This is a genomic window from Paenarthrobacter nitroguajacolicus, assembly GCF_007786235.1.
In the GTDB taxonomy this organism is placed as follows: Bacteria; Actinomycetota; Actinomycetes; order Actinomycetales; family Micrococcaceae; genus Arthrobacter; species Arthrobacter nitroguajacolicus_A.
On the sequence record NZ_VNFK01000015.1, the window covers coordinates 59,618 to 85,008 of the forward strand.

General features: G+C 63.4%; 34 protein-coding genes. 19 read left to right on the forward strand and 15 right to left on the reverse strand.

All coding sequences use genetic code 11. The features are described 5' to 3' along the window. Positions 1-789, reverse strand: a complete 789-nt coding sequence (locus FQP90_RS17295; RefSeq protein ID WP_144652308.1) for a LamB/YcsF family protein — start codon at positions 787-789, stop codon at positions 1-3. A gap of 265 nt (positions 790-1,054) precedes the next feature. On the opposite strand from FQP90_RS17295, the gene FQP90_RS17300 reads away from it, so the two are divergent. Together FQP90_RS17300 and FQP90_RS23370 are read left to right on the forward strand one after the other, a co-directional pair. Next, the gene (locus FQP90_RS17300) at positions 1,055-1,999 is read left to right on the forward strand and encodes a LysR substrate-binding domain-containing protein (protein ID WP_144652309.1); all 945 of its coding nucleotides are present in this window, start codon (positions 1,055-1,057) and stop codon (positions 1,997-1,999) included. 124 nt (positions 2,000-2,123) lie between these two features. Further along, positions 2,124-2,345 (forward strand): hypothetical protein, encoded by a 222-nt coding sequence (locus tag FQP90_RS23370; RefSeq protein ID WP_167510513.1) that lies wholly within the window; start codon positions 2,124-2,126, stop codon positions 2,343-2,345. Between the two features lie 162 nt (positions 2,346-2,507). Here the strand turns inward: FQP90_RS23370 and FQP90_RS17310 are convergent, their stop codons facing one another. Beyond that, the gene (locus tag FQP90_RS17310) at positions 2,508-3,182 is read right to left on the reverse strand and encodes a 4-carboxy-4-hydroxy-2-oxoadipate aldolase/oxaloacetate decarboxylase (RefSeq protein WP_144652310.1); all 675 of its coding nucleotides are present in this window, start codon (positions 3,180-3,182) and stop codon (positions 2,508-2,510) included. 13 nt (positions 3,183-3,195) lie between these two features. Then, complete coding sequence (locus tag FQP90_RS17315; protein WP_144652311.1) at positions 3,196-4,404, reverse strand: aspartate transaminase; 1,209 nt, start codon at positions 4,402-4,404, stop codon at positions 3,196-3,198. A 243-nt stretch (positions 4,405-4,647) separates the two neighbouring features. Here FQP90_RS17315 and FQP90_RS17320 point away from each other — a divergent pair, with 243 nt between their 5' ends. Next, positions 4,648-5,187, forward strand: a complete 540-nt coding sequence (locus tag FQP90_RS17320) for a hypothetical protein (RefSeq protein ID WP_244296820.1) — start codon at positions 4,648-4,650, stop codon at positions 5,185-5,187. A gap of 45 nt (positions 5,188-5,232) precedes the next feature. Beyond that, positions 5,233-5,589 carry a nuclear transport factor 2 family protein gene (locus FQP90_RS17325; protein WP_144652312.1) on the forward strand — a complete coding sequence of 119 codons (357 nt, stop codon included), beginning with the start codon at positions 5,233-5,235 and terminating at the stop codon, positions 5,587-5,589. Positions 5,590-5,610: 21 nt separating this feature from the next. Here FQP90_RS17325 and FQP90_RS17330 read toward each other — a convergent pair whose 3' ends face one another. From FQP90_RS17330 to FQP90_RS17360, 7 genes are all read right to left on the reverse strand, one after another. Further along, positions 5,611-6,054: a hypothetical protein gene (locus FQP90_RS17330; RefSeq protein ID WP_144652313.1), complete on the reverse strand. Its 444-nt coding sequence runs from the start codon at positions 6,052-6,054 to the stop codon at positions 5,611-5,613. Positions 6,055-6,106: 52 nt separating this feature from the next. Beyond that, positions 6,107-6,910 (reverse strand): aldolase/citrate lyase family protein, encoded by an 804-nt coding sequence (locus FQP90_RS17335; protein ID WP_144652314.1) that lies wholly within the window; start codon positions 6,908-6,910, stop codon positions 6,107-6,109. Further along, on the reverse strand, positions 6,895-7,680 hold the full coding sequence (gene hpaH, locus FQP90_RS17340; RefSeq protein ID WP_144652315.1) for a 2-oxo-hept-4-ene-1,7-dioate hydratase: 786 nt from the start codon (positions 7,678-7,680) through the stop codon (positions 6,895-6,897). The genes FQP90_RS17335 and hpaH overlap by 16 nt, the downstream gene beginning before the upstream one ends. A 3-nt stretch (positions 7,681-7,683) precedes the next feature. Further along, positions 7,684-8,778 (reverse strand): 3,4-dihydroxyphenylacetate 2,3-dioxygenase, encoded by a 1,095-nt coding sequence (gene hpaD, locus FQP90_RS17345; RefSeq protein ID WP_144652316.1) that lies wholly within the window; start codon positions 8,776-8,778, stop codon positions 7,684-7,686. Between the two features lie 106 nt (positions 8,779-8,884). Continuing rightward, positions 8,885-10,396 carry a 5-carboxymethyl-2-hydroxymuconate semialdehyde dehydrogenase gene (gene hpaE, locus FQP90_RS17350; protein ID WP_144652317.1) on the reverse strand — a complete coding sequence of 504 codons (1,512 nt, stop codon included), beginning with the start codon at positions 10,394-10,396 and terminating at the stop codon, positions 8,885-8,887. Between the two features lie 35 nt (positions 10,397-10,431). Further along, the gene (locus FQP90_RS17355; protein ID WP_144652318.1) at positions 10,432-11,088 is read right to left on the reverse strand and encodes a GntR family transcriptional regulator; all 657 of its coding nucleotides are present in this window, start codon (positions 11,086-11,088) and stop codon (positions 10,432-10,434) included. Then, positions 11,081-12,592, reverse strand: coding sequence for a fumarylacetoacetate hydrolase family protein (locus FQP90_RS17360; RefSeq protein ID WP_144652319.1), 1,512 nt, complete (start codon positions 12,590-12,592; stop codon positions 11,081-11,083). Before FQP90_RS17360 ends, FQP90_RS17355 begins: the two co-directional genes overlap by 8 nt. A 161-nt stretch (positions 12,593-12,753) precedes the next feature. On the opposite strand from FQP90_RS17360, the gene FQP90_RS17365 reads away from it, so the two are divergent. After that, positions 12,754-13,320 carry a YdeI/OmpD-associated family protein gene (locus FQP90_RS17365; protein WP_144652320.1) on the forward strand — a complete coding sequence of 189 codons (567 nt, stop codon included), beginning with the start codon at positions 12,754-12,756 and terminating at the stop codon, positions 13,318-13,320. A 42-nt stretch (positions 13,321-13,362) separates the two neighbouring features. Continuing rightward, the gene (locus FQP90_RS17370) at positions 13,363-14,067 is read left to right on the forward strand and encodes an alpha/beta fold hydrolase (protein ID WP_144652321.1); all 705 of its coding nucleotides are present in this window, start codon (positions 13,363-13,365) and stop codon (positions 14,065-14,067) included. Here FQP90_RS17370 and FQP90_RS17375 read toward each other — a convergent pair. Continuing rightward, positions 14,064-14,486, reverse strand: a complete 423-nt coding sequence (locus FQP90_RS17375; protein ID WP_144652322.1) for a hypothetical protein — start codon at positions 14,484-14,486, stop codon at positions 14,064-14,066. The two genes, FQP90_RS17370 and FQP90_RS17375, sit on opposite strands and share 4 nt — an antisense overlap. Before the next feature lie 186 nt (positions 14,487-14,672). On the opposite strand from FQP90_RS17375, the gene FQP90_RS17380 reads away from it, so the two are divergent. The 4 genes from FQP90_RS17380 (at position 14,673) to FQP90_RS17395 (ending at position 16,740) form a co-directional block, all read left to right on the forward strand. Beyond that, complete coding sequence (locus FQP90_RS17380) at positions 14,673-14,870, forward strand: CsbD family protein (protein WP_144652323.1); 198 nt, start codon at positions 14,673-14,675, stop codon at positions 14,868-14,870. Positions 14,871-15,173: 303 nt separating this feature from the next. Next, a complete protein-coding gene (locus FQP90_RS17385) occupies positions 15,174-15,443 on the forward strand; it encodes a GlsB/YeaQ/YmgE family stress response membrane protein (protein ID WP_011776522.1) in 270 nt (89 codons plus the stop codon). Next, the gene (locus tag FQP90_RS17390) at positions 15,436-15,696 is read left to right on the forward strand and encodes a hypothetical protein (RefSeq protein WP_144652324.1); all 261 of its coding nucleotides are present in this window, start codon (positions 15,436-15,438) and stop codon (positions 15,694-15,696) included. Before FQP90_RS17385 ends, FQP90_RS17390 begins: the two co-directional genes overlap by 8 nt. 147 nt (positions 15,697-15,843) lie before the next feature. Beyond that, a complete protein-coding gene (locus tag FQP90_RS17395; protein WP_144652325.1) occupies positions 15,844-16,740 on the forward strand; it encodes an AraC family transcriptional regulator in 897 nt (298 codons plus the stop codon). Here FQP90_RS17395 and FQP90_RS17400 read toward each other — a convergent pair. The 4 genes from FQP90_RS17400 to FQP90_RS17415 form a co-directional block, all read right to left on the reverse strand. Beyond that, the gene (locus FQP90_RS17400) at positions 16,692-17,621 is read right to left on the reverse strand and encodes an SDR family oxidoreductase (protein WP_144652326.1); all 930 of its coding nucleotides are present in this window, start codon (positions 17,619-17,621) and stop codon (positions 16,692-16,694) included. The genes FQP90_RS17395 and FQP90_RS17400 overlap by 49 nt on opposite strands. Positions 17,622-17,731: 110 nt before the next feature. Beyond that, a complete protein-coding gene (locus FQP90_RS17405; protein ID WP_144652327.1) occupies positions 17,732-18,532 on the reverse strand; it encodes a DUF1206 domain-containing protein in 801 nt (266 codons plus the stop codon). A gap of 150 nt (positions 18,533-18,682) precedes the next feature. After that, positions 18,683-18,886 carry a hypothetical protein gene (locus FQP90_RS17410; RefSeq protein WP_144652328.1) on the reverse strand — a complete coding sequence of 68 codons (204 nt, stop codon included), beginning with the start codon at positions 18,884-18,886 and terminating at the stop codon, positions 18,683-18,685. Positions 18,887-19,007: 121 nt separating this feature from the next. Continuing rightward, positions 19,008-20,912 (reverse strand): DUF2264 domain-containing protein, encoded by a 1,905-nt coding sequence (locus FQP90_RS17415; protein WP_144652329.1) that lies wholly within the window; start codon positions 20,910-20,912, stop codon positions 19,008-19,010. A gap of 212 nt (positions 20,913-21,124) precedes the next feature. On the opposite strand from FQP90_RS17415, the gene FQP90_RS17420 reads away from it, so the two are divergent. The 9 genes from FQP90_RS17420 (at position 21,125) to FQP90_RS17460 (ending at position 25,326) form a co-directional block, all read left to right on the forward strand. Then, positions 21,125-21,601 (forward strand): Asp23/Gls24 family envelope stress response protein, encoded by a 477-nt coding sequence (locus FQP90_RS17420; protein WP_144652330.1) that lies wholly within the window; start codon positions 21,125-21,127, stop codon positions 21,599-21,601. After that, positions 21,598-21,789 (forward strand): DUF2273 domain-containing protein, encoded by a 192-nt coding sequence (locus FQP90_RS17425; RefSeq protein WP_144652331.1) that lies wholly within the window; start codon positions 21,598-21,600, stop codon positions 21,787-21,789. Before FQP90_RS17420 ends, FQP90_RS17425 begins: the two co-directional genes overlap by 4 nt. Continuing rightward, on the forward strand, positions 21,786-22,148 hold the full coding sequence (locus tag FQP90_RS17430) for a hypothetical protein (protein ID WP_144652332.1): 363 nt from the start codon (positions 21,786-21,788) through the stop codon (positions 22,146-22,148). The genes FQP90_RS17425 and FQP90_RS17430 overlap by 4 nt, the downstream gene beginning before the upstream one ends. Further along, positions 22,145-22,726: a hypothetical protein gene (locus tag FQP90_RS17435; protein WP_144652333.1), complete on the forward strand. Its 582-nt coding sequence runs from the start codon at positions 22,145-22,147 to the stop codon at positions 22,724-22,726. Before FQP90_RS17430 ends, FQP90_RS17435 begins: the two co-directional genes overlap by 4 nt. After that, positions 22,723-23,364, forward strand: coding sequence for a hypothetical protein (locus FQP90_RS17440; protein ID WP_144652334.1), 642 nt, complete (start codon positions 22,723-22,725; stop codon positions 23,362-23,364). Before FQP90_RS17435 ends, FQP90_RS17440 begins: the two co-directional genes overlap by 4 nt. A gap of 76 nt (positions 23,365-23,440) precedes the next feature. Further along, complete coding sequence (locus FQP90_RS17445) at positions 23,441-23,671, forward strand: CsbD family protein (RefSeq protein WP_144652335.1); 231 nt, start codon at positions 23,441-23,443, stop codon at positions 23,669-23,671. Between the two features lie 82 nt (positions 23,672-23,753). Further along, a complete protein-coding gene (locus tag FQP90_RS17450; RefSeq protein ID WP_144652336.1) occupies positions 23,754-24,338 on the forward strand; it encodes an RNA polymerase sigma factor in 585 nt (194 codons plus the stop codon). Then, the gene (locus FQP90_RS17455) at positions 24,335-24,967 is read left to right on the forward strand and encodes an Asp23/Gls24 family envelope stress response protein (protein ID WP_144652337.1); all 633 of its coding nucleotides are present in this window, start codon (positions 24,335-24,337) and stop codon (positions 24,965-24,967) included. The genes FQP90_RS17450 and FQP90_RS17455 overlap by 4 nt, the downstream gene beginning before the upstream one ends. Next, positions 24,964-25,326 (forward strand): hypothetical protein, encoded by a 363-nt coding sequence (locus FQP90_RS17460; RefSeq protein ID WP_144652338.1) that lies wholly within the window; start codon positions 24,964-24,966, stop codon positions 25,324-25,326. The genes FQP90_RS17455 and FQP90_RS17460 overlap by 4 nt, the downstream gene beginning before the upstream one ends. The last annotated feature ends 65 nt before the right edge of the window (positions 25,327-25,391 follow it).

The following is a 25,391-nucleotide window of genomic DNA, read 5'->3' on the forward strand; positions in this document are numbered from 1 at the left end:
TCAGGCCGCCTTCCGCTTGGCATCCATGACCTCGGCCAGCGGGGCAATGCTGACGCCGGCGGAAATAAGTTCGGTACGGATCCGGCGGGCCAGTTCCACAGCGCCGGGATTGTCCCCGTGGAGGAGGACGGTATCGACGTCGATGTCCATGTCCACGCCGGTGGCGCAGCGGATCTTTCCGTCCACCACCATGCGCAGGGCGCGGTCCACGATCTCTGCGGGATCGTGCAGCACAGCGCCCGGCTGGCTGCGGGGAACCAAGGTACCGTCTTCCTGGTACGCGCGGTCCACAATGCCAACTATTGCTACGTCCAGCCCGGCTTCACGGGCGGCAGTGGCCAGTTCGCCGTCCTGGGCCACCACAATGAGTTCCTTGTCCACGCGGGCCGCCGCCTGGGCCACCGCCTTGGCGTAGTCTGCGCGGACAGCCACGAGGTTGCCGAGCCGGCCATGCGGGGCGAGGTGGGTGACCTTTGTGCCATGGAAAGCGGCGAAACCGTTCAGGGCCCCCATCTGGTACAGCACATCGTTCTGCACCTCGCTCGCTGAGAGGCCCATGTCGCGTCGGCCGAAGCCGCGCAGGTCCGGGAAGCTCGGGTGAGCCCCAATGCCTACGCCGCGGCGAACACATTCAGCAACCGTGGCGGCCATAATGTCCGGGTCGCCGGCGTGGAACCCGCACGCGATATTGGCACTTGAAACGATCTCCAGGAGTTCAGAATCGTCGCCAATGGTGTAAGCGCCAAATCCCTCTCCAAGATCCGCTACAAGATCAATAATCGGGTTCACGTGGTTCTCTTTCCGTGGTTTTGCAGTGGAATTGAATTCCGGGAAAATGGCAGGTGCTGGTTGATACCCAAAGCGTTGCCTGAAGTTCTTTCCAAAAGTCTCGCACCGGTCAACCACGTTGCACAAAGACCTAATAGCTATCCCGTGATAGCTCTCCGTTATGACCTGCGCCACCCTGTACTGTGGCTTGGGTCCCAGCGGTGCCCGGATAGAATTTCCCTAACGCATGCCACCCGGGGACGTGGCCCTCCAGGAAGGCAGACCCATGGATACGCGCAAGCTCTCATACTTTGTGCAGATTGTTGACTCAGGCAGCATCACCAAGGCCGCTGCCGCGCTCCACGTGGCCCAGCCCGCCCTGAGCCAGCAGGTCTCCGCGCTGGAGAACGACCTCAAGCAGCGCCTTTTGATCCGCAGCAAGCAAGGCGTTGAGCCCACGGCCGCAGGGCACACCCTCTACCGCCACGCGCAGTCGATTCTCCGGCTGGTGGAGCAGGCCCGGCAAGACGTCGCCACCTCCGGGGCGGCCCCCTCCGGCCGCGTCTCCATTGCGATCGCGCCCTACAGCATGGCGTCCAGCCTGACGCCCCAGATCATCAGCGAAGTCGGCCGCCGGTACCCGGATATCGTGGTGCACCTGACCGAGATTTTCGGCGGCGTCTTGAGCGAGGCCATCAAGAACGGCCGCCTGGACATGGCCCTGATCTACGAGCCTGGAAAGATCCGCGGCGTGCAGTTCACCACCATGATCGTGGAAGACCTCCACCTGGTGGTGCACCCGGACGTGGACATCAGCCACGGCAAGGACACCATCACCCTCGCCGAAGCCAGCACGGTGGGACTGTTCCTCCCGGAGAAGAACCACACGCTGCGGCAGCTCATCGAGAAGGGACTGACAGACCAGGACCTGCCGCTCCGCTTGGTGGGCGAAGTGGAGTCCGTCCCCTCCCTCACCCGGCTCATCCGTGCCAACCTGGGCGGCACCGTGCTGCCGAAATCAGCCGCGGATGCCCTCTTCCCGGACCAGAACTTCAAGGTGCTGCGGATCGTGGAACCTGGACTGCAGAGCAAGATCGCCCTCTGCACCCCCGACCACGAGCCACTGTCCGAGGCCGCCTCGGCCGTGCTCATGGTGGTCAAGGAAATGCTGCACCAACAACTGATCAACAAGTACGGAACCGACCCCGTGCAACTGCCGGCCCATCCATAACAAACACTTATCCGGACAGACAGCTTTGGTCTTATTCAACGCCGATTTAATTTCCTAATATCGAATTAGAAAGAAATTCGAAAGCAGCTCACGGATTCCGCGGGCACGTTCAAAGGAAACAACGGTGAAAAAGATCAGCACGGCCGGATGGGTTTCGAATCCAACCCGCGGAACGATCAGCGCACGAACCGGTTTTCACTGCCCACGGAATGGTTTTTGGCGTCCGATCGGCGGCATTGGCGAACCCTTGTTCGTCTTCGAAGGAAGCCTGATGCCCGCCCACGCCGGCAACAGCATTGAATGGCACCTGGTGGATACCCGCCCGGGACACTCCGGACTGGACTGAACCAGCCACCACCCAGCCAGCCGCCGTCGTACTCCCACTTCAGCTTCACCACGATAAGGCGCCCTGCCACTGGCAAGGGCGCCTTTGTTGTGCTCTCCCGATACGCCAAAGGCCGGCCGCACGCTGGTTCTCCAGCAGTGCGGCCAGCCTTGGCAGCAGGGCCTAGTCCTCCACCAGGAGGCCCTTCTCCTTGAGCTTCTCCGTCAGTCCGCAGAGCTCGATGGTGTTGCCGCCGTCGTGGTAGAGCTTGATGAGTTCGCGCTCGTGGTCGTCGCGTGCCTGGGACAGTGCGATGACTTCTTCGGCCTCTTCGCGGCGGACCACCACCACGCCGTCAGCGTCGCCGCGGAGGATGTCGCCCGGGTAGATGATTTCGTCGCCGAAGACGATGGGGTGGTTGATCGGGCCGAGGGTTTCCTTGACGGTGCCCTTGATGCTGACGCTGCCGGAGAACACGGGAAGGCCGAGTTCAATCAGGTCCTGGGTATCCCGCACGCCCGAGTCAGTGACCATGGCAGCGATTCCCTTGGCTTTCATCGCGTTGCCCAGGACATCGCCGAACGTGCCGGCCTCGGACATTTCCTGCGCGCCAACCAGGACCACATCGCCGGCCTGGGCATAGTGGATGGCGACCTGGAGCATGAGGTTGTCCTGTGGTGCGCAGGCCACAGTGACGGCCGGTCCGCAGAAGGACATGGAACGGTCGATCGGCTTGATCCTGGAGCTCAACGCGCCGCGGCGGCCCTGTGCTTCGTGGATCGTGGCCGAGGAAAACTTGGCGAGGCGGCTGACGAGATCGGCGTCGGGGCGCTCGAACTTGGTCTTGACGTGGATCATGGTCTGGATCTTTCTAGTTGAGGGCGTTGACGGCGTCGCGGATGGAGTCCACGCCGGCGTTGATGGTCTCCAGCGACGTGGCGAAGGAGATCCGGAAGTAAGGGCCCAAGCCGTAGGCCGAACCCTGGATGACGGCCACGCGCGCGGCGTCCAACAGGTAGAGCGTGAAGTCCTGGTCGTTCTCGATGACCTTGCCGTCGGGCGCGGTTTTGCCGATCACACCGCTGCAGTTCACGTAGGCGTAGAACGCGCCTTCGGCCGGCGCAACGGACAGGCCGTTGATGGCGTTGAGGCCCTCGACGGCGGCGTCCCGGCGTTTGCGGTAGACCTCCACCGAGTCACGGACGAAGGACTGGTCGCCGTCCAGCGCCGCGACTGCTGCGGCCTGGCTGATGGACGACGGGCACGACGACGTCTGCGACTGCAGCTTGTTCATGGCCGCAATCAGGGGTACTGGACCCACTCCGTAGCCGAGCCGCCAACCGGTCATGGCATAGGCCTTGGAAACTCCGTTGACCAACAGGATGCGGTCCTTGAGTGCCGGTGCGGCAGTGACCAGGCTGGTCACGCGGCCGTCGCCGAAGTGGATTTCATCGTAGATCTCATCGGTGAGGATGAAGACGTGCGGGTGTTCCTCAAGGACCGCGCCGAGTGCCTGCAGTTCCTCGCGGGTGTACACGGCACCGGTCGGGTTGGACGGCGCGTTGAGGATGAGCCACTTGGTCTTGTGGCTGATGGCCTTTGCCAGCGCCTCCGGCGTGAGTTTGAAGCCTGCCTCTTCGCCGCAGGCCACGATCACCGGGGTGCCATCGTTGGCGAGCACCATGTCCGGGTAGGAAACCCAGTACGGCGCGGGAACGATCACTTCGTCGCCCTCATTCAGGGACGCCATCAGCGCTACGTACAGGACCTGCTTGGCTCCCCCGCCGATGGTCAGCTGGTTCCGCTGGTAGTGGTGGCCGGTGTGGCTTTCAACCTTGCGAAGAATAGCGGTCTGCAGCTCCGGCGTACCGGTCACCGAGGTGTACTTGGTCTCGCCGTTGTTGATTGCCTCGATGGCCGCGGCCTTGATGTGGTCCGGGGTGTCGAAGTCCGGCTCGCCCACTGTCAGGTCGATGATCGGGATGCCTTCAGCTTTCAGTTCGCGGACGCGGGCGGCCGCGGCGACGCTCGCTGAGGACTTGATGCGGGTGACCCTCGACGCCGGCAGGTAGTCGGACATGTCTCCTCCAGGAATGTGGAACTCAGGACGCGCGGATTCGCGTATCCCCTTTTTCGAGACTAGGGATCCGCGAGCGCTGTGGATAAGACCTAATGTGCGTGGATCTATAAGGGGGTCTTATGACACCCCTTCCATGCACTTTGCTTATGGGTTCACGCGGTATTGGTATTTCCTTGGCCCGCTGAACTCTGCCTAGATTCGAGGGGTCGGAAGCGCCTGTTACGAAAACCGAAAGGGAGCCACATGCCAACCCAAACCGGGTCAGCCCCTGCCGTTTCATTGCAGGGCCACGCAGCCACCGGACGGTACATCTACCGGGCCAAGGCCCCACGCTCGCAGCCCCTGGAAGCCGAACACGCCAAACTCACGCACGCCCTGGCCGTGCATCGTCAACTGCTCTCCCACGCAGCGAGCGCCATCCGGACATTGACCGCCGCGCGGAACGAGTTGATCGCGCAGGCCCTGGAGGATGGGCTGACCTTGACCACGGTTTCGACTGTCACCGGGGAGAACCTGAGGGCCCTCCGGACCATAGGTTTGGCTTATGACGACCTCCATCCGAGCGGTCTCCCCCGCAACGCACATGTGGCCGCCTTGAAGCAGAAAAGCGCGGAACTCAGGGCAGCCGAAAGGCACCGTGACCAGATCACGGAACGTCGCGAGGCCCTGATGGTGATGGCACTCCGGAAGCAGGTCTGCGACGACCTGGAACTCGCCTCGCTGACCGGCCTCACCCCGGACCACGTCCGCCGGGCTACCCGCGGAAGCGTGCGTCCCGCCTGAGCCCACACCGTTGAACCCGGCACCAGTGCAGGGTAGAACGGGTAGATGACCAACGACGTGAATTCATGGATGGACCGGTACGAACGCGCGTGGACCTCAAACGAGCCCGACGACATCCGGGCCCTCTTCACCGAGGACGCCGTCTACTACGACAAACCCAACACGGAGAAACCGTGGAATGGCCACGAAGAGATCGTCAAAGCGTGGGCGGACGCAGGCGACAAGCCTGAGGACTGGACCTTCGAATGGACACTCCTGGGGCAGGACGGCGATACCGCTTTCGTCCAAGGCGTGACCACGTACCTCAATGGTGAGCCCACCTACGACAACCTTTGGGTGATCCGTTTCGCCGACGACGGCCGCGCCCGTGAATTCACGGAGTGGTACATGGCGCGCAAATAGCCACTATCGGGCAAATAGCCGCTATCGGTCAGCGGGGCCGACCAGCACATTCTCGTGGATCTGGGTCCAGCCTTGGTATTTAGCTTGGCTGGCGTCGACGTCATCGTTGACGAGCTTCGCCTGTGAACCGTCAAACACAGTGAGGGTGAGGATCTCCTCACCCGTGGCAACCGCCGCGCAGCCCGCCCTCCACCGCTCCGGGAGTCCAACCGGCACCGCGTACAAGCAAAAGGAACCGCCTGTCTTGCTCTTGGCCCCGTAGTACTTCACGTCATCATGGGTAGCCAACAAACGGGCCGACCCCGGCTCGACCTCAAGATCCACTCCGGTGAGGCTCACGGGCTCCGGAAGCTGGTCTTCCGCCGTCGCTTCCCTGGCCAGGACGTCCGGGCCTGTTGGCGACGAACAACCGGCCAGCCCCAACGCGGCAACAATGGCAGCTACAGCGACAACACGACGATTCATGGCTCTGCCCCCTCAGGCTCTCGTGTCCTCGAGCCTAGCCCACGCCGGCATGTCAGTAGCTGTCACGCTCCGCGGTCTTGGACACGGGAATGAACGTTGAGGCGAAGCCTTCGGACGCACGGGCCAGGACCGCGACATCGGCGCCTACCAGCACAAAGGAGGCGCCAGCGTCGAGATAGGCGCGGGCGGTGGCCTCGTTGAAGGCGTTCACGCCGGCCGGTTTTCCGGCCGCTTTCGCGGCTTCCAGGCAATGTTCGACGACGGCCCTCACCAACGGATTTTCCTGCTGTCCCAGCAGGCCCATGGACGCCGCGAGGTCGGAGGGACCGAGGAAAATGCCGTCCACGCCGTCGACGGCCAGGATCTCCTCGACAGCCGAGGCCGCTGACTCGGATTCGATCTGGACCGTGAGGCTGATGGACTCGGAGGCGGAACCCAGGTAGTCCGGGACGCGGTTCCAGCGTGACGAGCGCGCCAGGGCGGAGCCAACACCGCGAACACCGTGCGGCGGATACCGCACCGCTGCCACGGCGGTGGCGGCTTCAAAGGCCGAGTTCACCATGGGGATCATCAGGTTCTGCACGCCGAGGTCCAGGTATTGCTTGATGACCACGGTGTCGTTGACCGGTGGCCGGACCATGACCTGCACGGGGTAGCCGCTGACGGCATGGAGTTGGGCCAGGATGGATTCGAGGCCGTTGGGGCTGTGCTCGGCGTCGATCAGCACCCAGTCCAAACCGGACCCGGCGCAGATTTCGGCCACCAGCGGACTGCCTGAACACACCCACATTCCGGCCAAGGGACGACCCGCGTCGGAGAGGGCCGAGTAGAAGGTGGGGCTCAGTCGAAATTGCATGTCACGACTCCCAACGGTCCGTAATCCGCGTGCACGGTATCACCTTTGTACACCCACAGGGGGCGGGTAAACGAGCCTGCCAGGATGATATCTCCGGCCTTCATCGAGTCCCCGTGGGCGGCGATCTTGTTGGCCAGCCAGTGGACTCCGTTGGCCGGGTGGTCGAGCACTCCGGCGGCAACTCCGGTCTCCTCGACGGTCTGGTTTTTGTACAAGATGGCGGAGACCCAGCGGAGGTCGACGGCGTCCGGCCGCACCGGTCGTCCGCCTACCACCATGGCGCCCATCGCGGCGTTGTCCGAGATGGTGTCCACGATGGTCCGGCCCTCCATTTCGATCCTGGAGTCCAGGATTTCGAGGGCCGGAACCACGTAGTCGGTGGCATTGAGGACATCGAAAATAGTGCAACCGGGCCCCTTGAGGCCGGACTTCAACACGAAAGCCAGCTCCACCTCCACCCGTGGATGGGTGTACTTGTCCCACTCCACGGAACAGCCGGTTTCGAGGACCATGTCATCGAATATGGCACCGTAATCCGGCTCGGTGATGCCCGTGGCGGCCTGCATGGCCTTGGACGTGAGGCCGATCTTCCGCCCCACCAATGTGCGCCCCGCTTCCTCGTTCCGCTGACGCCACAACTGCTGCACGGCGTAGGAGTCCTCCACCGTCATGTCGGGGTAGCGGGCCGTCAGCCGCGGCACCGGCTTGCGGCTCCGGCCTGCTTCGAGGAGCTCGTCGGCAATGGCTTCGATCGTCTTCGCGTCCAACATGGTTTAGACCTGCGCTCCCAGCTTGAAGCCCTCCGCCGCATCTGAAGCACCCTCGGGCCGGGTGTAGGAGAAGCCATCGGCGCCGACGGTGACGGCCATTTCGGACTTGTCTTCGCGCTCAATGATGGGCTGAGGGTTGCCGTCGAGGTCCAGGACCAGGGAAGCCTCGGTGTACCAAGACGGGACTACGGGGTTGCCCCACCAGTCGCGGCGCTGGTTGTCGTGGACGTCCCAGGTGACGGTGGGGTTGTCGGGATCGCCGGTGTAGTAGTCCTGGGTGTAGATCTCCACGCGGTGGCCGTCCGGGTCAAGGATGTAGAGGTAGAACGCGTTGGACACGCCGTGGCGTCCGGGGCCGCGTTCGATCCGGTCGGAGATGCGCAGGGCGCCCATCTTGTCGCAGATCTGGATGATGTTGTGCTTCTCGTGCGTGGAGAAGGCGATGTGGTGCAGGCGGGGTCCGTTGCCACCGGTCAGGGCGGTATCGTGCACGGTCTGCTTGCGGTGCATCCAGGCGGCGTACGTGACGCCGTCGGAGTCCTTGATGTCCTCGGAGACGCGGAAGCCGAGGTCCTCCAGGTACTTGCGTCCGCGGGGAACGTCAGGGGTGACCTGGTTGAAGTGGTCCAGGCGGACCAGCTCGCCGGCGGAGTAGAGGTCGTAGCGCTGGGTCAGGCGTTCCACGTGCTCAACGTCGTAGAAGAACTCGTACGGGAAGCCCAGCGGGTCCTCCACGCGGACGGAGTCGCCCACGCCCTTGGTGAAGCCTTCCTTGCGGCGCTCAACGCGGCAGCCCAGCTCGCGGTAGTAGGCCTCGGCGGCGTCCACTTCGGCCGGGGACTTCACCCTGTACGCGAAGGCAGCGGCTGCAGCAACGGGTCCTTTGCGGAGCACCAGGTTGTGGTGGATGAACTCCTCGAAGGAGCGCAGGTAGATGGTGTTCTCATCTTCCTCGGTGACGTGCAGGCCCAGGAGGTCCACGTAAAACGCGCGGGACTTCTCCAAGTCCGTGACCACCAGTTCCAGGTACGCACAGCGGACGATGTCCGGAGCCGGAACGGTGGGAGTGGGGATGGGGCCGGTGAAGGGGTTGCTCATGATGGTCTCTCTTCGTTGAAAGGGGTCATTTGGGTGGATTTTTTGTACAGGTACGGCCCTTTAGAACGGGCTTTGGGGGGCGTTATCTGTACAAATACTCCCGGGTTTAGGCGCCGAATTTGGGTGTGTGGACCGAGCCGAGGGTGATGTGCACGGCCTGCTGGTCGGTGTAGAAGTCGATCGAGCGGTAGCCGCCCTCGTGGCCCAGGCCGGAGGCCTTGACGCCGCCGAACGGGGTGCGGAGGTCACGCACATTGTGGCTGTTGAGCCACACCATGCCGGCTTCAACGTTCTGGGAGAAGTTGTGGGCACGGGTCAGGTTCTGCGTCCAGATGTAGGCCGCCAGGCCGTACTTGGTGTTGTTCGCCAAGGCGAGGGCCTCGTCGTCGTTCTCGAAGGGCGTGATGGCCACGACTGGACCGAAGATTTCCTCCTGGAAGATCCGCGCGTCAGGCGCGACGTCGGCAAACACCGTGGGTGCGATGTAGTTGCCTTCGGGCAGGTGGTCGGGTCGGCCGCCGCCGGCCAGGAGCCTGCCTTCCGACTTGCCGATCTCCACGTATGACGCCACCTTGTTGTAGTGCTCCGGGTGGACGAGCGCGCCCACCTGGGTCTTGGGGTCGTGGGGATCGCCCACCACGATGTTCTTGGCCCGGGCGGCGTACTTTTCGCAGAATTCGTCGTAGATGGCCCGCTCAACGAGGATGCGGGAGCCTGCGGTGCAGCGTTCGCCGTTGAGGGAGAACACACCGAACAGTGCCGAGTCGATCGCGGCGTCCAGATCGGCGTCGGCGAACACGACGCACGGGGACTTGCCGCCGAGCTCCATGGACAGGCCCTTGAGGTTGGCTGCGGCGTTGCGGAAGATCGTCTGGCCCGTGGTGGTCTCGCCGGTGAAGGAGATCAGCGGTACGTCCGGGTGCTTCACCAGCGCATCGCCGGCTTCTTCACCCAGGCCGTTCACCAGGTTGAACACGCCGTCGGGCAGGCCGGCGTCCTTGAAGATCTGCGCCCAGAGCGAGGCGGACAAAGGCGTGAACTCGGCAGGCTTGAGGACCACGGTGTTGCCGGTGGCCAAAGCCGGAGCGAGCTTCCAGGACTCGAGCATGAAGGGCGTGTTCCACGGCGTGATGAGGCCAGCGACGCCGATCGGCTTGCGGTTCACGTAGTTGATCTGCGAGCCCGGGACCTTCATGGCGTCATCGAACTGGGCCACGATCAGGTCAGCGAAGAAGCGGAAGTTCTCGGCAGCCCGGAGCGCTTGGCCCTTTGCCTGGGTGATCGGCAGGCCGGTATCGAACGTTTCCAGTTCGGCAAGGCGTGCTTCCTGCGCTTCCACGGCGTCGGCGATCTTGTTCAGGACGCGGGCACGTTCGCGCGGCTTCATCTTCGGCCACGGGCCGTTGACGAACGCTTCGCGGGCAGCGGCGACGGCGAGGTCGATGTCTTCCTTCTGGCCCGCAGCAGCAGTGGCGTAGTTGCCGTTGGAGACAGGGTCCAGGACGTCGAAGGTCTTGCCGGACACGGAATCAACGAATTCACCGTTGATGAAGTGCTGGATGTGGGACGGCAGATTCTCGGGAATGTAGTGCTTGGCGGTCTCTACTGAGGTCGTCATCGTTGAAGTCCTAACTAGCGATCAGTGGTTGGTGGTTACGGTTTTGCTTGGGCCAAGTAGGCGTCCAGGGTGGCGGCGCGGTGCTGGCGGGCTGCTTTCTCGATGGTGTCTGCGTCCGCGGCGTTCTCAATGAGCTGCAGCAGTGCCTCGTGTTCGCGCACCGATTCCTGCGCGCGGCCAGGCACGAACCGGAATGTGGACGAGCGCAGCGAGGCCAGCCGGTTCCAGCCGCGGTGGACGAGGTCCAGAATGTGCGGATTGGGGCAGTGTTCAAAAAGTACGCTGTGGAAGTCTTGGTTCAGCGCCGTGAAGCGGACGGGATCGAAATGCTCCAGGCACTCGCGCATCTCCTCGTTCACCGCACGTGCCCGGGCAATCGCTACCGAGTCGATCAGCGGAGCGGAAAGTGCCGTGGCCGCACCCTCCACGATGCTCAGTGTCTGCATCGTGTAGAGGTACTCGGTGGGGTCGATCCCGGACACCGTGGCGCCCACGTTCCGCTCGAACTTCACCAGCCCTTCGGCTTCCAGTCGGCGAATCGCTTCCCGCACGGGAACCACGCTGAAGCCCAGGTCTTCGGCGATTTTCGCCAGCACCAGCCGGTAGCCCGGAGTGTAGGTGCCTTCCACGATCCGCGCCTTCACGGCGGCATAGGCCTGCTGGGACTTACTTTCGACGGCTGCTTCAGTCACCTTGGGCCCCTTCCGTGGCTTCCCACGCCTTGTAGCGGGCCTGCCACTCGGCGTTCATGGGGTAGAGCCCATCAACGCTGTGGCCTTCCTGGACCATCTGGAAAATGAAGATTTCTTCCTTTTCCTGCTGAATGCAGTCGTCCACCAATTCCTCGGCAATAGCCGGCGGAATCACCAGGATGCCGTCCGAGTCGGCCACGATGATGTCTCCGGGCTGCACGGTGGCCCCGCCGCAGGCAATGGTGATATCCGTGTCCCACGGGATGTGTCGGCGTCCCAGCACTGCCGGGTGCGGATTCGCAAAGTACGTCGGCATTTCCAGTCCCGCCACGGCCGCGTAGTCACGAACGCCGCCGTCGGTGATGATGGCAGCGGCCCCCCGGACCTGGGCACGCAGCGCGAGGATGTCCCCCACGGTGCCGGTCCCCTTTTCCCCGCGGGCTTCCATCACCAGGATTTCGCCTTCGTTCACGGAGTCAATGGCGCGCTTCTGGGCGTTGAACCCGCCGCCGTGGGTCTTGAAGAGATCTTCGCGGTTGGGCACATACCGCAGGGTCCGGGCCAGGCCCACCACTTTGCGCTCCGGACGGGTGGCCTGCAGGCCGTCGATGCTCACGTTGTTCAGCCCGCGCTTGCGCAGTTGGGACGACAATGTGGCCGTAGCGACGCTTTCCAGCTTTGCCTTCAGTTCAGGAGTCAGAACACTCGCGGCCGTCTCCGGTCCTGCAGCCTCCAGGCCAGCCGCCTCCCGGGATCCGTACGCCTCTTCCCGCTGGGTGTCATCGGTCTTGGGTCGGGCACCAAAGTCCGCGAACGGCGTCGTACCTTCCGTCACCTTGGTGACCAAGCGGCCGCTGCTGAAGTCACCACCGGTGACCTCAATTTCGACGACGTCACCCGGCTTGGCAACGGAGGCGCCGGCGGGGGTGCCGGTGAGGATGATGTCGCCCTCTTCGAGCGTAAGCAGCTGAGAAAGGTCCGCGACGAGCTGCGCGAACGGGAAGAGCAGGTCTTCGGTGGTGTCGTCCTGGACGAGTTCGCCGTTGTGCCAGGCCCGGATGCGCAGGGCGGCGGGATCCACGGCGTCGGCTGGGATCAACGCTGGACCTACCGGCGTGAAGCCGTCGCCGCCCTTGGACCGGACGTTGGATCCTTTGTCCGCGTAGCGGAGGTCGTAGACGCCGAGGTCGTTGGACGCGGTGACCCACTCGACGTGGCTCCACGCATCGTCGAGGCCGACGCGGCGGGCGGATTTGCCGATGACCAGGGCGATCTCGCCTTCATATCCAAGCAGTTCACAACCGGCCGGACGCTCCACCGATCCGGGGGCATCAGCCGAGCCGAGCGCCAAGGACGAGGAAGGCTTCAGGAAGTACGACGGCTGCTGCGGGGTTCGTCCACGCTGCGCGGCACGGCTGGGGTAGTTGATGTGGACCGCAATGACTTTGCGCGTCCGGGCCAGCATGTCCTGGCTGACTTCCTGGGTCCGGAACTCCAGTGTCACGGCGCCTCCTCTGATCAAACATTTATCGAGTACGAAATCGTATACGAAAACTATGACCCGGAAACGTGATCCACGTCAACCCCCAACTGACTGGCACTAGTGGTTGTTATGAGCCGCCAAAACAACCACTATTGCCAGTTAGTTGGAAAGGGAGGTGCGCGATGGAGAAGAGTGAGCCGGAGTTGCTGAGGTTCTCCAGCGGAGCGGAGTGGGAAGGTTGGCTCGCCGGGAACCATGACACCAAGGCCGAGGCCTGGCTGGTGATTGGCAAGAAGAACTCCGACGCCGGGTTGATCAGCATCGGGGAGGCGCTGGACGGCGCACTCTGTTTCGGCTGGATCGACGGGCAAAGGAAGGGCTTTGACCAGAAGACCTTCCTGCAGAGGTATTCGCGTCGTCGGGCCCGGAGTTCGTGGTCCCAAGTCAACGTAGGAAAAGTGGAAACCCTGATCCAGGCTGGACGCATGCAGCCATCCGGATTTGCGGAAATCGACGCAGCGAAGGCGGACGGGCGATGGGAAGCCGCCTACGTCTCACAGGCCAACGCTGAGGTTCCGGACGATCTGCGAGCCGCATTGGCACTCAGCCCTGCAGCCAGCGACGCTTTTGACCGGCTCGGAAAGACCGACAGATACCTCATCATCCTGCAAGTCCTCAAAACCCGAACGCCGGACTCTCGCGCCAAGATGGTGGCGAAAGCCGTGGACGGCTTGGCGCTGGGGAACTAACCGCCCTTACATCTTGTCGGTGGGCTCCCGTAGGGTACCCGCATGGACATCATCCTTGTACCCGGTTTCTGGTTGGACGCGTCGTCGTGGGAGGAGGTGACCCCACCCCTGGTGGCGGCAGGACACACTGTTCATCCGCTCACCCTGCCAGGGCTGGAGTCGGTGGATTCCGCACGGGCGGGCATCGGCCTTCGCACCCATATTGATGCCGTAGTGGAGAAAGTGGACTCGCTCCAGGGAGAGGTCATCCTGGTGGGCCACTCGGGCGGCGGCGCCATCATTCATGGCGTCGCGGATGCCCGCCCCGACCGCGTGGCCCGTGCCATCTTTGTGGACAGTGGACCACTCGGTGAGGGCGGGGTCATCAACGATGAACTGCCCGACGACGGCCACGACATTCCGCTGCCGCCGTGGGAAGCATTCGAGGACGAAGATCTCGTGGACCTCACCGACCACCTGAAGGAAGCCTTCCGCGCACGGGCTATCCCGGAACCCAAAGGGGTCGCTTTCGACCAGCAGCACTTGAACGACATTCGGCGCTACGACGTCCCCGCCACGATCATCGCGTGCCAGTTTCCGTCGTCGCTGCTCAAGGAATGGATGGACGCCGGGCACCCGTTCACAGCCGAACTAGCCCGGATCCGGGATGTCCAATACATAGACCTGCCTACGGGCCACTGGCCGCAGTTCACCAAGCCCAAGGAACTGGGCGAAGCAATCCTGACGGCAGTGGGCCGCGCCGACTAAGGACGGGGCGGCGTATTTGTGGCTGGTCCTTCCGGCTCTGCGCCGCCCTCACCCGTCCAGTCACTACCGGTGGTGTCATCCAAGGCGGGATCAGATATGACATCCGACTTGATGGTGGGCACCGTGGTCGCAGTGGGCTTCGCATCTGAGTGTTGGCCGGACTTCGGTGAGGTGATGCCCGGGAACATGGTCTCGGCCTTCTCCATCAGCTTCTTGCCGGCCTCGTACAGGTTGTCCAGGATGTCAGGAACGGATTCCTGAACGGCTTCCGTGGCCTGATGGACGTTCTCCTGAACCTCCGGGTTCTTCCAGACCTTTTCCGTGCCTCCACGGATCCGCCGATACACCTCCGGCCAGGATTTGGATCCCCACACGTAGCCGACAGCCACGCCAACGGCGAACAATGCTTTGCCTTTCACAGCAATCACTCCTTCCGAGGTGTTTATCCTTCGACAGTAGTCCCGCGGGCTGCACCATGCCACCTGCGCCTTGACCGTGGACAAGTTAATACAGATTTGCCGAAATAAAAGAGTTCACTAAAATGTTATGCCATCCAGCGGATAACCGCAGGGAGTAACCACATCACAACCCGAGGAGTGAAAACCATGGGACTGGGTGACAAGATTAAGAACGCCACTGAAGAAGCAGTTGGCAAGGTCAAGGAAAAGACCGGCCAGGCTTCGGGTGACAGGGACCTTCAGGCCGAAGGTCAGGCAGAGCAAACAACGGCAAATCTGAAGCAGGCCGGCGAGAAAGCCAAGGACGCCGCTAAGGGCGTCAAGGACTCTTTGGAGGGCCGTTAGGCCTCGAATCCGCGCATCCCCGGGCTTGGGGCCAAGGGCAGCCTAATAGTCAGGTTACTTGCTACTAGCCAGCTGAGCGGCTAGCGTTACTGGTGTAGTACCGAGTCCGACCCAATCGGCAGGAGTGCTTTATTGGCTGCATATAACAAATTCATCGGGGTTGCATAAATCGTTCCACTCCCCCAATTCCATAGGGCCTCCAGGGGCCCCATTACGGTGCCTACAGCTTGGAACAGGCACCCGGTGAACTTACTCGCTTCATCACGTTCATGGAATTTCCATAACAAGAAAGTAGGAGCAAAAATGGGTTTCTTTGGTTTTCTTCTGCTCGGCCTTTTGGCTGGCGCTATCGCAAAGCTTATTCTTCCCGGCCGCCAGGGTGGCGGCTGGCTGATCACCCTCCTGTTGGGCGTCGTCGGCGCTCTGCTGGGCGGCTGGATCGGTGGCCTCATCTTCGGCACCGGCCTTCAGGAATTCTTCTCCCTCACCACGTGGCTCCTGGCTATCGGCGGCTCGATCATCGTGCTGCTGATCTACGGCCTGGTCACTGGCCGTAAGGCACACCATGGCTAACAACCAGAATCGTGATGCCAACGCCGACGAACGCGAAGGTCAGTATTCCGAGGGCGACTACGGCGACGCAGGTGCGTCACCGGAAGCGTTGAAGGACGACGCCGGTGGTGACTACACCGAGGGTGACTACGCCGAGAAGACCGTCCCATCAGCGGACGCGGAACTCGACGAGCACAACACGGAGGACACCCCCAAGGATCGTCCATTCTCCTCCGAACCGGACGACGAAGCATCTGGCTCAAGCGGCCAGTAACAGCTGAATATCAGCAAAGAACCCGGAGACTGCGACTGCAGCCTCCGGGTTCTTTCGTTGTGCCGGGAGCCTGATACTTTCGGGCATGGATTGTCGGGGCAACTGCGGAGCTGTCCGCGTAGCGTCGGTGGAGGAATGGAGATAGCCGTGCGCGAATGGAACCAAGCGATCGAACTCATTGAGCAGGACCTGACTGCGGAGGTAGAGGTGGGTGCGTTGGCGCGGACCGCCCTCACGTCCGAGTATCACTTCCGCCGGATGTTTTCCTCCTTGGCGGGGATTCCCGTCTCGGAGTACATCCGCCGGCGCCGCCTGACGGCCGCCACTGCGGAGATCCTGGACGGCGATACAGTCTTGGACGTCGCCGTTCGCTACGGATACGGATCAGCAGAAGCGTTCACGCGGGCGTTCAGGGCCATGCACGGGCTGACGCCTACCGAGGCGCGGCGCCCCGGCGCGGTACTTCATTCCCAACCTCAGCTGAGGTTCCACCTCCGAATCGAAGGGAATACCGACATGAAGCACCGCATAGTGAAGAAGGCAGCTTTCCGCCTGATTGGCTTGAAAGCACGTGTCCCGCTGGTCCACTCCGGGCCCAACCAAGCCATCATCGACTTCCAGCGAAGCCTGGATCCGGCAGTCACCAAGCGCATGCTGGAGTTCGCGGATACCGATCCATCAGGACCGCTGTCGGTCACGGACAACATCGATGAACAGCGCACCGAAGGAAGCAACCTGGACTACTGGCACGCAGTGGCGTCCACTCAGCCGGCGCCTGAGGGTTTCGACTCCCTTGAGGTGCCAGCTGGGTTGTGGGTGGTCTTCACAACCGAAGGAAAGTTCCCGGAAGTTCTTCAAAACATGTGGGCGGACGCTGCAACGGAGTGGTTTCCTGCCAACCCGTACAGGTGGGCACCCGGACCAGAACTGCTCAGCGTCCACGTGGAAGCTGGAGGTAGCCATGGACGTGGGGAGCTGTGGATCCCCATCGAGTCTCAGAGTCCTTTGCCGCCCGTGACGGGCAGCACTGCTCCGGACATGTAGGAACCCTCGTCGGATGCCAGCAAGACGTACGCGGGGGCCAACTCAGCCGGCTGTCCGGCCCGGCCCAGCGGAGTGTCCTGCCCGAAAGTGGGCAGCTTGTCCGGCCATTCCGTAGCAGGGATCAGGGGTGTCCAGATGGGTCCCGGGGCCACGGCATTGACTCGGATTCCCTTGGGTCCAAGTTCCTCAGCCATGGCCTTGGTGAAGGCCACTTGGGCCGCTTTGGTCATGGCGTAATCAACCAGCTGGGCTGACGGATTGAAGGCCTGGATGGATGCCGTGACGATGATGGACGCACCGGGACGTAGATGTGGAATCGCCGCTTGCGCCGTCCAGATGAGCGAGTAGAGGTTGGTCTTGAAGACGCGGTCGAACTCCTCGGTGGGGATGGTCTCCAAACCCTCGCGGTTCTTTTGGTAGGCCGCGTTCAACACCACTACGTTGAGGCCACCTAGTTCCTGCACGGTACGCTCCACGATGTCGGTCGCGAAACCTTCGTCCCGGGCGTCGCCGGGCAGCAGCAAAACCTGGGCGCCGCACTCACGGATCCATTCCGCCGTCGACTGTGCGTCTTCCTCTTCCTCCGGAAGGTAGCTGATGGCCACGTTGGCGCCTTCACGGGCGTAGGCAATAGCCACGGCTGCACCGATGCCGGAGTCGCCGCCCGTGATGAGCGCCGTCTTGCCCCGCAACCGGCCGTGTCCCACATAGCTCTTCTCGCCGTGGTCCGGTTGGGGTTCCAAGGGCTTGGTAAGCCCCGGCTGTTGCTGTTCCTGCTGCGGGAATTTACCGGTGTGGTAACCACTCCGGGGGTCGGACGGTGCGGAGGTGAGCTTGTGCCCGTCTGCCTGCGGCTTCTGGTTTGGATCATCCTGAGTCATGGTTCTGCCCCTTTTCAGATTGCACTGCTTCAGATTGCACAGTTCTCATTGCCTGTACCCAGCGGTCCTCCTGCCTGTACCCACGGGCCGGCAGCCCTAAACCCGTGGCGTCAGGTCCGGAGCGTCCTGGCCTTCACCATCAGGAACAGTCCGTAAGCAATAAGCCCCAACGCTACGGCGGCCAAGAGATACGGCCCATAGGGCTGTTCCCTCAGCGCCTTGAGGCTTCCGTCGAGTCCAGTTGATTGTTCGGGCTGCGCCCGGACTGTGGCGATGACCACCAACAGGCCAACCAGGAAAAGGGCGATCCCCTTGGCGATGTACCCCACCACGCCCACGCCCACCTGGAACTTCCGTACCGTCCGGGCAGACGAGAGTGAGAGGTCTTTGGTGAAAGTCTGCCGAAATCCCCGCACGGCAAACACAATGCCCGTGATCGCGATCCCGGCGCCGACAGCGATGAGCAGGAACATCCCGAAGGGCGCCTTCATCAGCGTGACGGTAACGTCGCTGGAACTTTCCCGACTGTTCTGCCCTTTGCCTACGACGAACGAAATGATGGTGGCAGCAAGGGCGGCAAACACCATCGCCTGTCCCACCGCCGAGAGCCTCTTGCCGAGTTTGTTGGACCCTGTCCTCTGCCCCAGGATGGCGTTCCCCAATTGCCATAAAGCGAGGGCTGCACACGCAGCGAAGCATGCCCATAACAGGAAGGGCCCGGCTGGTTGGCTGGCCAACGATGCGACAGCTCCGGACACATCGGCTTCGCCGCCACGGCCCACCGCAAGTTGGAGGGCGATGGCGCCTATAAGTATGTGCAACAAGCCGCTTACGACGTACCCCGCCCGGGCAACAACCGCAAAGGTGCGCGAGTTCGAGGCTTCCTCGGCCATGTCGGCGGCCTTTCTCATCTCTTCCTTGATGACAAGCCTCCTTAGTTATGCCGTCTGCACACCATCGTGCCACCCGAACCCCGCCAAAGCCACGACCCCAACCACCGCGAGCTTAACGACCTTGGGCAGGCACCTGAGGTGCCTGCCCGCCCAGAAAATGAAAGGTCCCTAGAACCCGACCACCGACTGCGGCCAGATGCTCCGAAGCCCTGCGCCGAGGGGGTTGAATTGCTCACGGACGGCCACGACTGCACGGGCCTGGCCGGGAACTTCCCCTGCCTGGCGGCCAGTCTCCACGACACCGCCATGGGCATCGGTCTTCACGTAGGCAGCGCCGGTGTTCATGGACTTGGCGGAGATCTGCTCAGTCATTTCGGTCGTCCTTCCTGGAAGTTCCCATCAGCTCCATTGGCTGATGTTTCAACCATCGGATGGGGTCCTCAAGAACGACGCCGGGTCATCTCAAGATTGGCTCAAGCTTTCAGCCTGCACCTCAGAACTCGAACAGCACCTCCAGAACCTGCCCTGGGGCCAAGGTGAGCCGGGCACTCACGCGCGTGCCGTCGTCGTTGATCTCGAAAGCCGCAAAGGGCTCGACGGCGGCAGGAACCGGGGCGTCGGCCTCGCCTCCGAGGTACACCAGAGAGGCGAAGCAGCTGCGTTCGCCCAACAACCGGCCCTCAAGATAGCTGCACGCGGCATGCTCCCCCAAAGGCGAAACGCCTTCCGCTCGGAAGATCCCGCTGCTTGAGTAGCCGTGGAGCGGCCAGACGGCTGTTCGCAGTGCCGGGGTACGAAGGAATCCGTCCTGCTGGTCCACCGGGACGGTGCCGGCAAGGGCGTAGCCGCCCTCGCGGACCGTCTGGATTGAACCGGTCGGGGCAGTAATGGCATGCACCCGCAGTTCGTATCCATTTGCCGCGGCAGTTCCCGTGGCTACCCGCCACGGCGAGCCAGCGGGATCGTCGGCGTCATTCCATACTGGGGCGTGCCAACTGGCCGCTTGCTTGTACCCTGCCCGGAGGCGGTGAATCCTGGCACGCCGGCTGGGAATTCCTGCGTCATTGAGGATGGCGACGTGGTTGTCCACCGGCTGCTCTGTGAACAGCGGCGCCGTGTGGCTTGAGTAGGCGAGGCGTCGGTAGAGGGGGTCGTCCGGGCCGGGGGCGTAGTACTTGTCACTGCCATGGTTGAGCAGGCGGGCGATGCCGTCGGCGGCCGTGGAGTGGAGCACGTAATTGGGCCCCTCCACCCGCTTCACGCAATCGTCGTTCTCCACCGGCGACGGCTCCTCGACCGCGGTCCACGCAGGATGGTCCGCGGGCAGGAGGAGCCCCACGAACGCCTTGGAGGTCCAGTACGGGGAGGCCGGACCGGAGTATTCCTGGGTCATCGGCTCAAACTCGCCGAGCCACCCGAGGGACGGCAGGCCGCCGTCGTACGCTCCGCCGTCGAGGAAGTACTGGGCGGCACCGCTGGCGAGCCGGCGGGTCTGGCCCGGGTTCAAGGGCGTGGCGCAGATCGCCTCCCCCATGAACAGGGGTGCAACGGCGGCGTAGCGGTAGATCAGGGAGCGGCCGTGGAAGACAGGTGCACCGTTGGAGCCGAAGAAACGGACGTGATCCTCCAGGAAGGCAGCGAGCCGGCCCCTGTAGACCTCCAGCCGGTCATCGGCATCGGGATGCCTGCCCGCGGCGAACTCTGCCCACAGGATGGGGTAAAGGTGCATCGCCCAGCCGCAGTAGTAGTCGAAGAAGTCGCCGGTGCCGTCGTTGTCCCCGTCCCTGTACCAGCCGCCGCCTGCGTACCAGTCCTCCAGACGCTTCAGGCCGTGCTCAATCTGGGTCTCGTCGTGTTCGAACCCCGCACCGGCCAGGAACTCGGCGATCATCACTTGGAAAAGGACCCAGTTGTTGTCCACGCAACTGCTCCGCGAGGAGCCCTGCAGCCAGGTGGCTACACGGGATTGTTCTCCAGGGCCGAGCGTGTCCCACAGCCAAGGTTTGGTGAGCTGGAGTCCCAGGACGATGGACGCAGCCTCCACCATTGGCTGCGAACGGTCGGTAATAGGCAGCCACGCTTCCGGACTCCCGGCCTGCGTTCCCTCAAGGAGGCCTTCGCGGTACAGGCCAAGATGCCCATGGGGGTCGCTCCCCTTCTCCCCAGCCACCCTGAACGCCGCCATCAGGAACGTTCGGGCGAAGCCCTCCATCCCGTCGGATAAAACCCCCGACGACGACGGCCTGCCGCCCAGCCCGATCAGCGCCTTCCGCGGGGAAAAGTGAGGTCGCACCGCGAGCAACTGTAGATCCGCGAACGCCAGCCAATGCTGCCGCGTCCACCCGGTCATCGGGCTGAGGTCAAAATCCGGGGCGGGCATGGTGAAGCCGGTTGCCATGAGTCTCCTGCAGGGGCGCGTAGTGGCTAGCCTCCTTACAGTAAGTGTCCGCAGCGGGGCGCGGTGCGAAGTGAACAAAACTGAACTACCCGGGCGCCGCCTAAAATGTGATGCACATCACTCAGTATCCAGCGTGAGGTTGATCGAGGTTGCCTCGTCTTCTTCATGTAGGCGCAAAGAGCGCCAGCATCTACTACACAGGAGTGATTGCCATGACCACCCAGACGCACACCCCCGCAGACGTACCCGCAAAGAACGCAACCGCCACCACCCCGGCGCCGGTACTGGACAAAGGCAAGGACGGCCGCGGAGCCACTACGGTAGCCGATGGCGTAGTAGCAAAGATCGCCGGCATAGCCATCCAGGAAATCCCCGGCGTCCACGCCTTGGGCGGCGGTGCGGCCAGGGCGATCGGAACCCTCCGCGAAAAGGTTGGCCAGAAGGACCTCACGCAGGGCGTCAACGTTGAAGTTGGCCAGACGCAGGTGGCCGTAGACGTCACCCTGGTGGTCGAGTATCCGCACCCGCTCCAGGAAGTGGCCGATAACGCCCGCGACGCCGTCTACACGGCCATCGAAGACCTCGTGGGAATGGAAGTCACCGAGGTCAACATCACTATCACCGATATCCACGTTCCCTCCGAGGATGCCGATTCCGACGACGCCGAGCGTGAGCCGAGGGTCGCATGAACCCCACCGTCACCGGCCTGGCCATAGGTGCGGTCCTGGCGCTGGCAGCGTTGGCCTTTGGATTCTGGGGCCTCCTGCTGACGGCACTGTTCATGGGCGTCGGGGCTGTCCTGGGCCGCTCCGCCGAAGGAAAGCTTGACCTGCGCGGCGTGCTGGACGCGTTGCGGGGCAAGCGCTCCTCATCATGAGTCGCGCCGGCCACACGCGCATCACCCAGCACGCTCTCCGGAAGACGCTGGAAGCCGTCACCGCCCAGGCGTTCCGGATAGGGGCGGGAAACGTGGCAGCCGAACTGGAGGACGACGCCGGGAAGCTCGGGGTAAGCCTCTCCGTCAAGCTGTCACTCCCGCCGCTTCTGGGACCGCGGAAAACCACGGACACCGTCTTCCAGCAGGCCCAGGCAGCACGAACACAGCTGGTGTCCCGCGGCCTGGAGCTGACCGGCCTGGAGATCGGCCGGGTGGATATCCGCCTCGCAGGTGCCAAGCAGCAGCCCCCTACCAAGGATCAATCCACGGAACGAGTCGATGAAAGGAGAGTGCTGTGAACCAAGACCGAATCCAACGGCGGATGATCCGCCGGGAAACGCACTCGTCGCGGGCCCTCCCGTCTATCATCTCTGCCTGCGTCCTCATGGTCGTTTTCCTATGGCTCGCAGCGGAAGCAGTGCTGTGGATCCTTAAGGACCAGCCGCTGCTGGCAAGCCCCTCGCAGATGCTCCAGTGGCTTGTGGACCTTCCGGACACCACGCTCCCGGCGGGAATGGCAGCGACCGGCGCCGGCCTTGGAATTCTGGGCCTGCTGCTGCTGGGGCTTGCCGTGGGCAGGGGCCGGAAAGCCCGACGCTCCTTGGCGAGCCAGCGCGCCGCCGTGGTGGTGGACGACGACGTGATCGCTGCAGCTCTCTCCAACACCACCCGGCTCGCCGCCGGCCTGGCCCCAGGGCAGGCTACCACCACCGTCGGTGGACGGTCCGTACGCGTCCAGGTGCGTCCGACGTCGGGCGTTCCGTTGGACCTTGAGTCCGTGACAACAGTGGTCGACGGCGAACTGGCCGCCTTCGCGCTGGACCGCCGGGCGTCGTCGAGTGTCCGGGTACTGAACCAAGGAGCAGTGGGGCAATGAGGCAAACAAACCGTGCACTGAACCGCATCCTGCTTGCCCTCCTGGGCCTTGCACTACTGGGTGCCGGCGCCGCAGTCATCGCGGCCGGAACCCTGCCGGGAGCAGCGGATACCTGGACAACAATGGCTTCATCCGTCCGCGATTCCGCCCGGAACCTCGTGGACACCGCACCCCTACCGGACCCCGTGCGGAGTTGGTGGCTGGTGGCAGGAATCGCGGCGCTGCTGGTGGGGGTCGCCCTCAGCGCGGCCTGGCTCGCCTCCCAAGGCGGGGGACGTACTCCACGCCTCGCCGAGCAACAGGACGGGGCTGAGGAACGGGGCGGATCCCAGGGGGCAGGGGACGCCCGCGGCCGGACAGTAGTGGACGTCGGGCTGGTCTCCACAGCACTCCGGGAAGCCCTCCGCGGGAACCGGGACGTCCTGGCTACGTCCGTTTCGGCGTGGGAGTCACGGCGGGGAACCGCTCTCCGGCTCCGCGTGGAAGCCCGCAAGGGAAGCTCACCGCGGGAACTTGCCGACACCGCCGAAGAACTCATCCGGGAAATAGATGCCCTGCTGGGACATCCAATCCCCGTCCTGGTCCGAATTACCAGCGGCGCCCGAACCCAGGTGTCCGGATCGCGACGTGCACGGTAACCGCTGGAACGCATTTCTCTCCACCAAACCATGCGCGGCACCACAGAGCACGCGCCTGAAAAGAAAAGGGAACACCATGGGAATCAACGACAAAATCAACAACGCCGCCGCCGAGCACCTTGGCGCGGCGAAGGAAGGTGCCGGAAAACTGACCGGCGACCAGTCGCTGGAGCGTGAAGGCCAGCACGATCAGGCCCAGGCAAAACTCCAGCAAGCAGGTGAGAAGGTCAAGGACGCTGCCGCCGACATCGGTGACAACATCAAGGATGCCGCCCAGAAGCTCAAAGAGGGCTTCACCAGGAAGTAGGCCTTTCCCGGGCCGGCACCGCAGCGATTGCGGGGCCGGCCCCTTTCCACCATGACCCTCGACCCCACTGGGAAGGTAGAACGTGACTGGTTCACCCGCGGCGCAGCACCAACTGGACCTCGTTCCGGATGCCTTGCTGGCCGGCCGGGCAGCAGATGGTGACACGGCAGCTTTCGAAGCGCTCGCACGTCGACACGGCCCACTGATGCGCGCCACCGCCCGCCGGTTGACGGGCAGCCTCGCCGACGCCGATGACGTGGTCCAGGAAACGCTGGTGCAGGCATGGAAGCAGATGGACACCCTGAGGGAGCCTGCCGCCGTCAAAGGCTGGCTCTTGAGGATCCTTGGTAGCCGCAGCATCGACCACCTCAGGAAACGACGCAACCACGTGGATCTGGACCACGTGGAAAGCCCGCGCGATGACAGCCCCCGGACGGGAACCCAGGATCCGGAAAACAACGCCGTCAACGCCTCGCGGGTGGAAGCGCTCAAGGCCGCGCTCGCCGCACTCCCCGAGGAGCAACGACGCTGTTGGGTACTCAAGGAATTCAATGACCAGAGCTACGAGGAGATTGCGCTGACGTTGAACATCAGCCCCGCCAGTGTCCGAGGCCGGTTGGCCCGGGCACGGATCACGCTCGCACGCACCATGGAGGAATGGCGATGAACACCCCCAACGACACCCTCGACTGCGGGCACAGCCTTGCGGATCTCAGTGCCTATCTGGATACGGGACAGATTGATGATCCCGCGCACCTGGAGAGGTGCCCCGAATGCCAGGCCGCACTGGCCTCCCTGCGCAACCTCTCCCAACTCGGCGGGGATTTGCTCCGGTCCGATGTAGCAGACGCGGGCTCAGGCAACGACGACTGGATGCAGTCCATCCTGGACAACCTGCGCTTGGAACTGCGGCCCGGACGGAGCATTCCCTTGCAGGCGGAACACCCGGATGACACGCTGTGGGAATCCGAAGGAGCGGTCTCGGCCTTGATCCGGTCCGTGGCCGACGCACTCCCGGGGACTGCGGCCGGCAAGTGCCGGCTGCAGGGAGAGGTGACCATCATGGGAGCCCCCATCACGGTGGAGGTGGAAGTAGCCGTGGTGTACGGACACCCCATGGAAGAACGCGCAGCCGCCCTCCGTGACGAGCTGGCGAGGACGCTGGCAACCCAGACAGAACTGAACATCCAGACCATCAACATCACCGTGACGGACGTCCTCGAGCCGCCGGCACCGGTCCAGCCCACCGATACACCTGCCACCACAGATCCGCTGAACACGGAGGACCAGCCATGACGGAGTTTTTGGAAGCCGCGAACACTTCCCCTGTGGGCGGGTCGGCAGCCGTGTCAACCGCCCTGGCCGAGGAACTGCTCGGCCTCGTCCAGGCGGTCGAGGGGGTCCACTCGGTCTATCCCGCCCAGCCATTGTGGCAGTCCATAGCCGGTGCCGCCCTGGCTGCGGTCACCGGAGAGAAACTTCCGCTGATCGGCCTGGTCGAGACCGGCGACACACTGGCCGTGAAAGTCAGGATCGGAGTGAGTGCTTCCCACCCTGCTCCGGCCGTGACCCGCAAAGCAGCCGGGGCGATCCGCAGGCACCTTCTCCCCCGGGCCGCCGTCGTCGAGATTTCCGTGGTGCAGCTGGGCAGTTAGGCAACGGGCGTCCAAGTCGCCGGGTTCTGGTTCATAATGAACAAACTGAACACAAGTGAACTTGA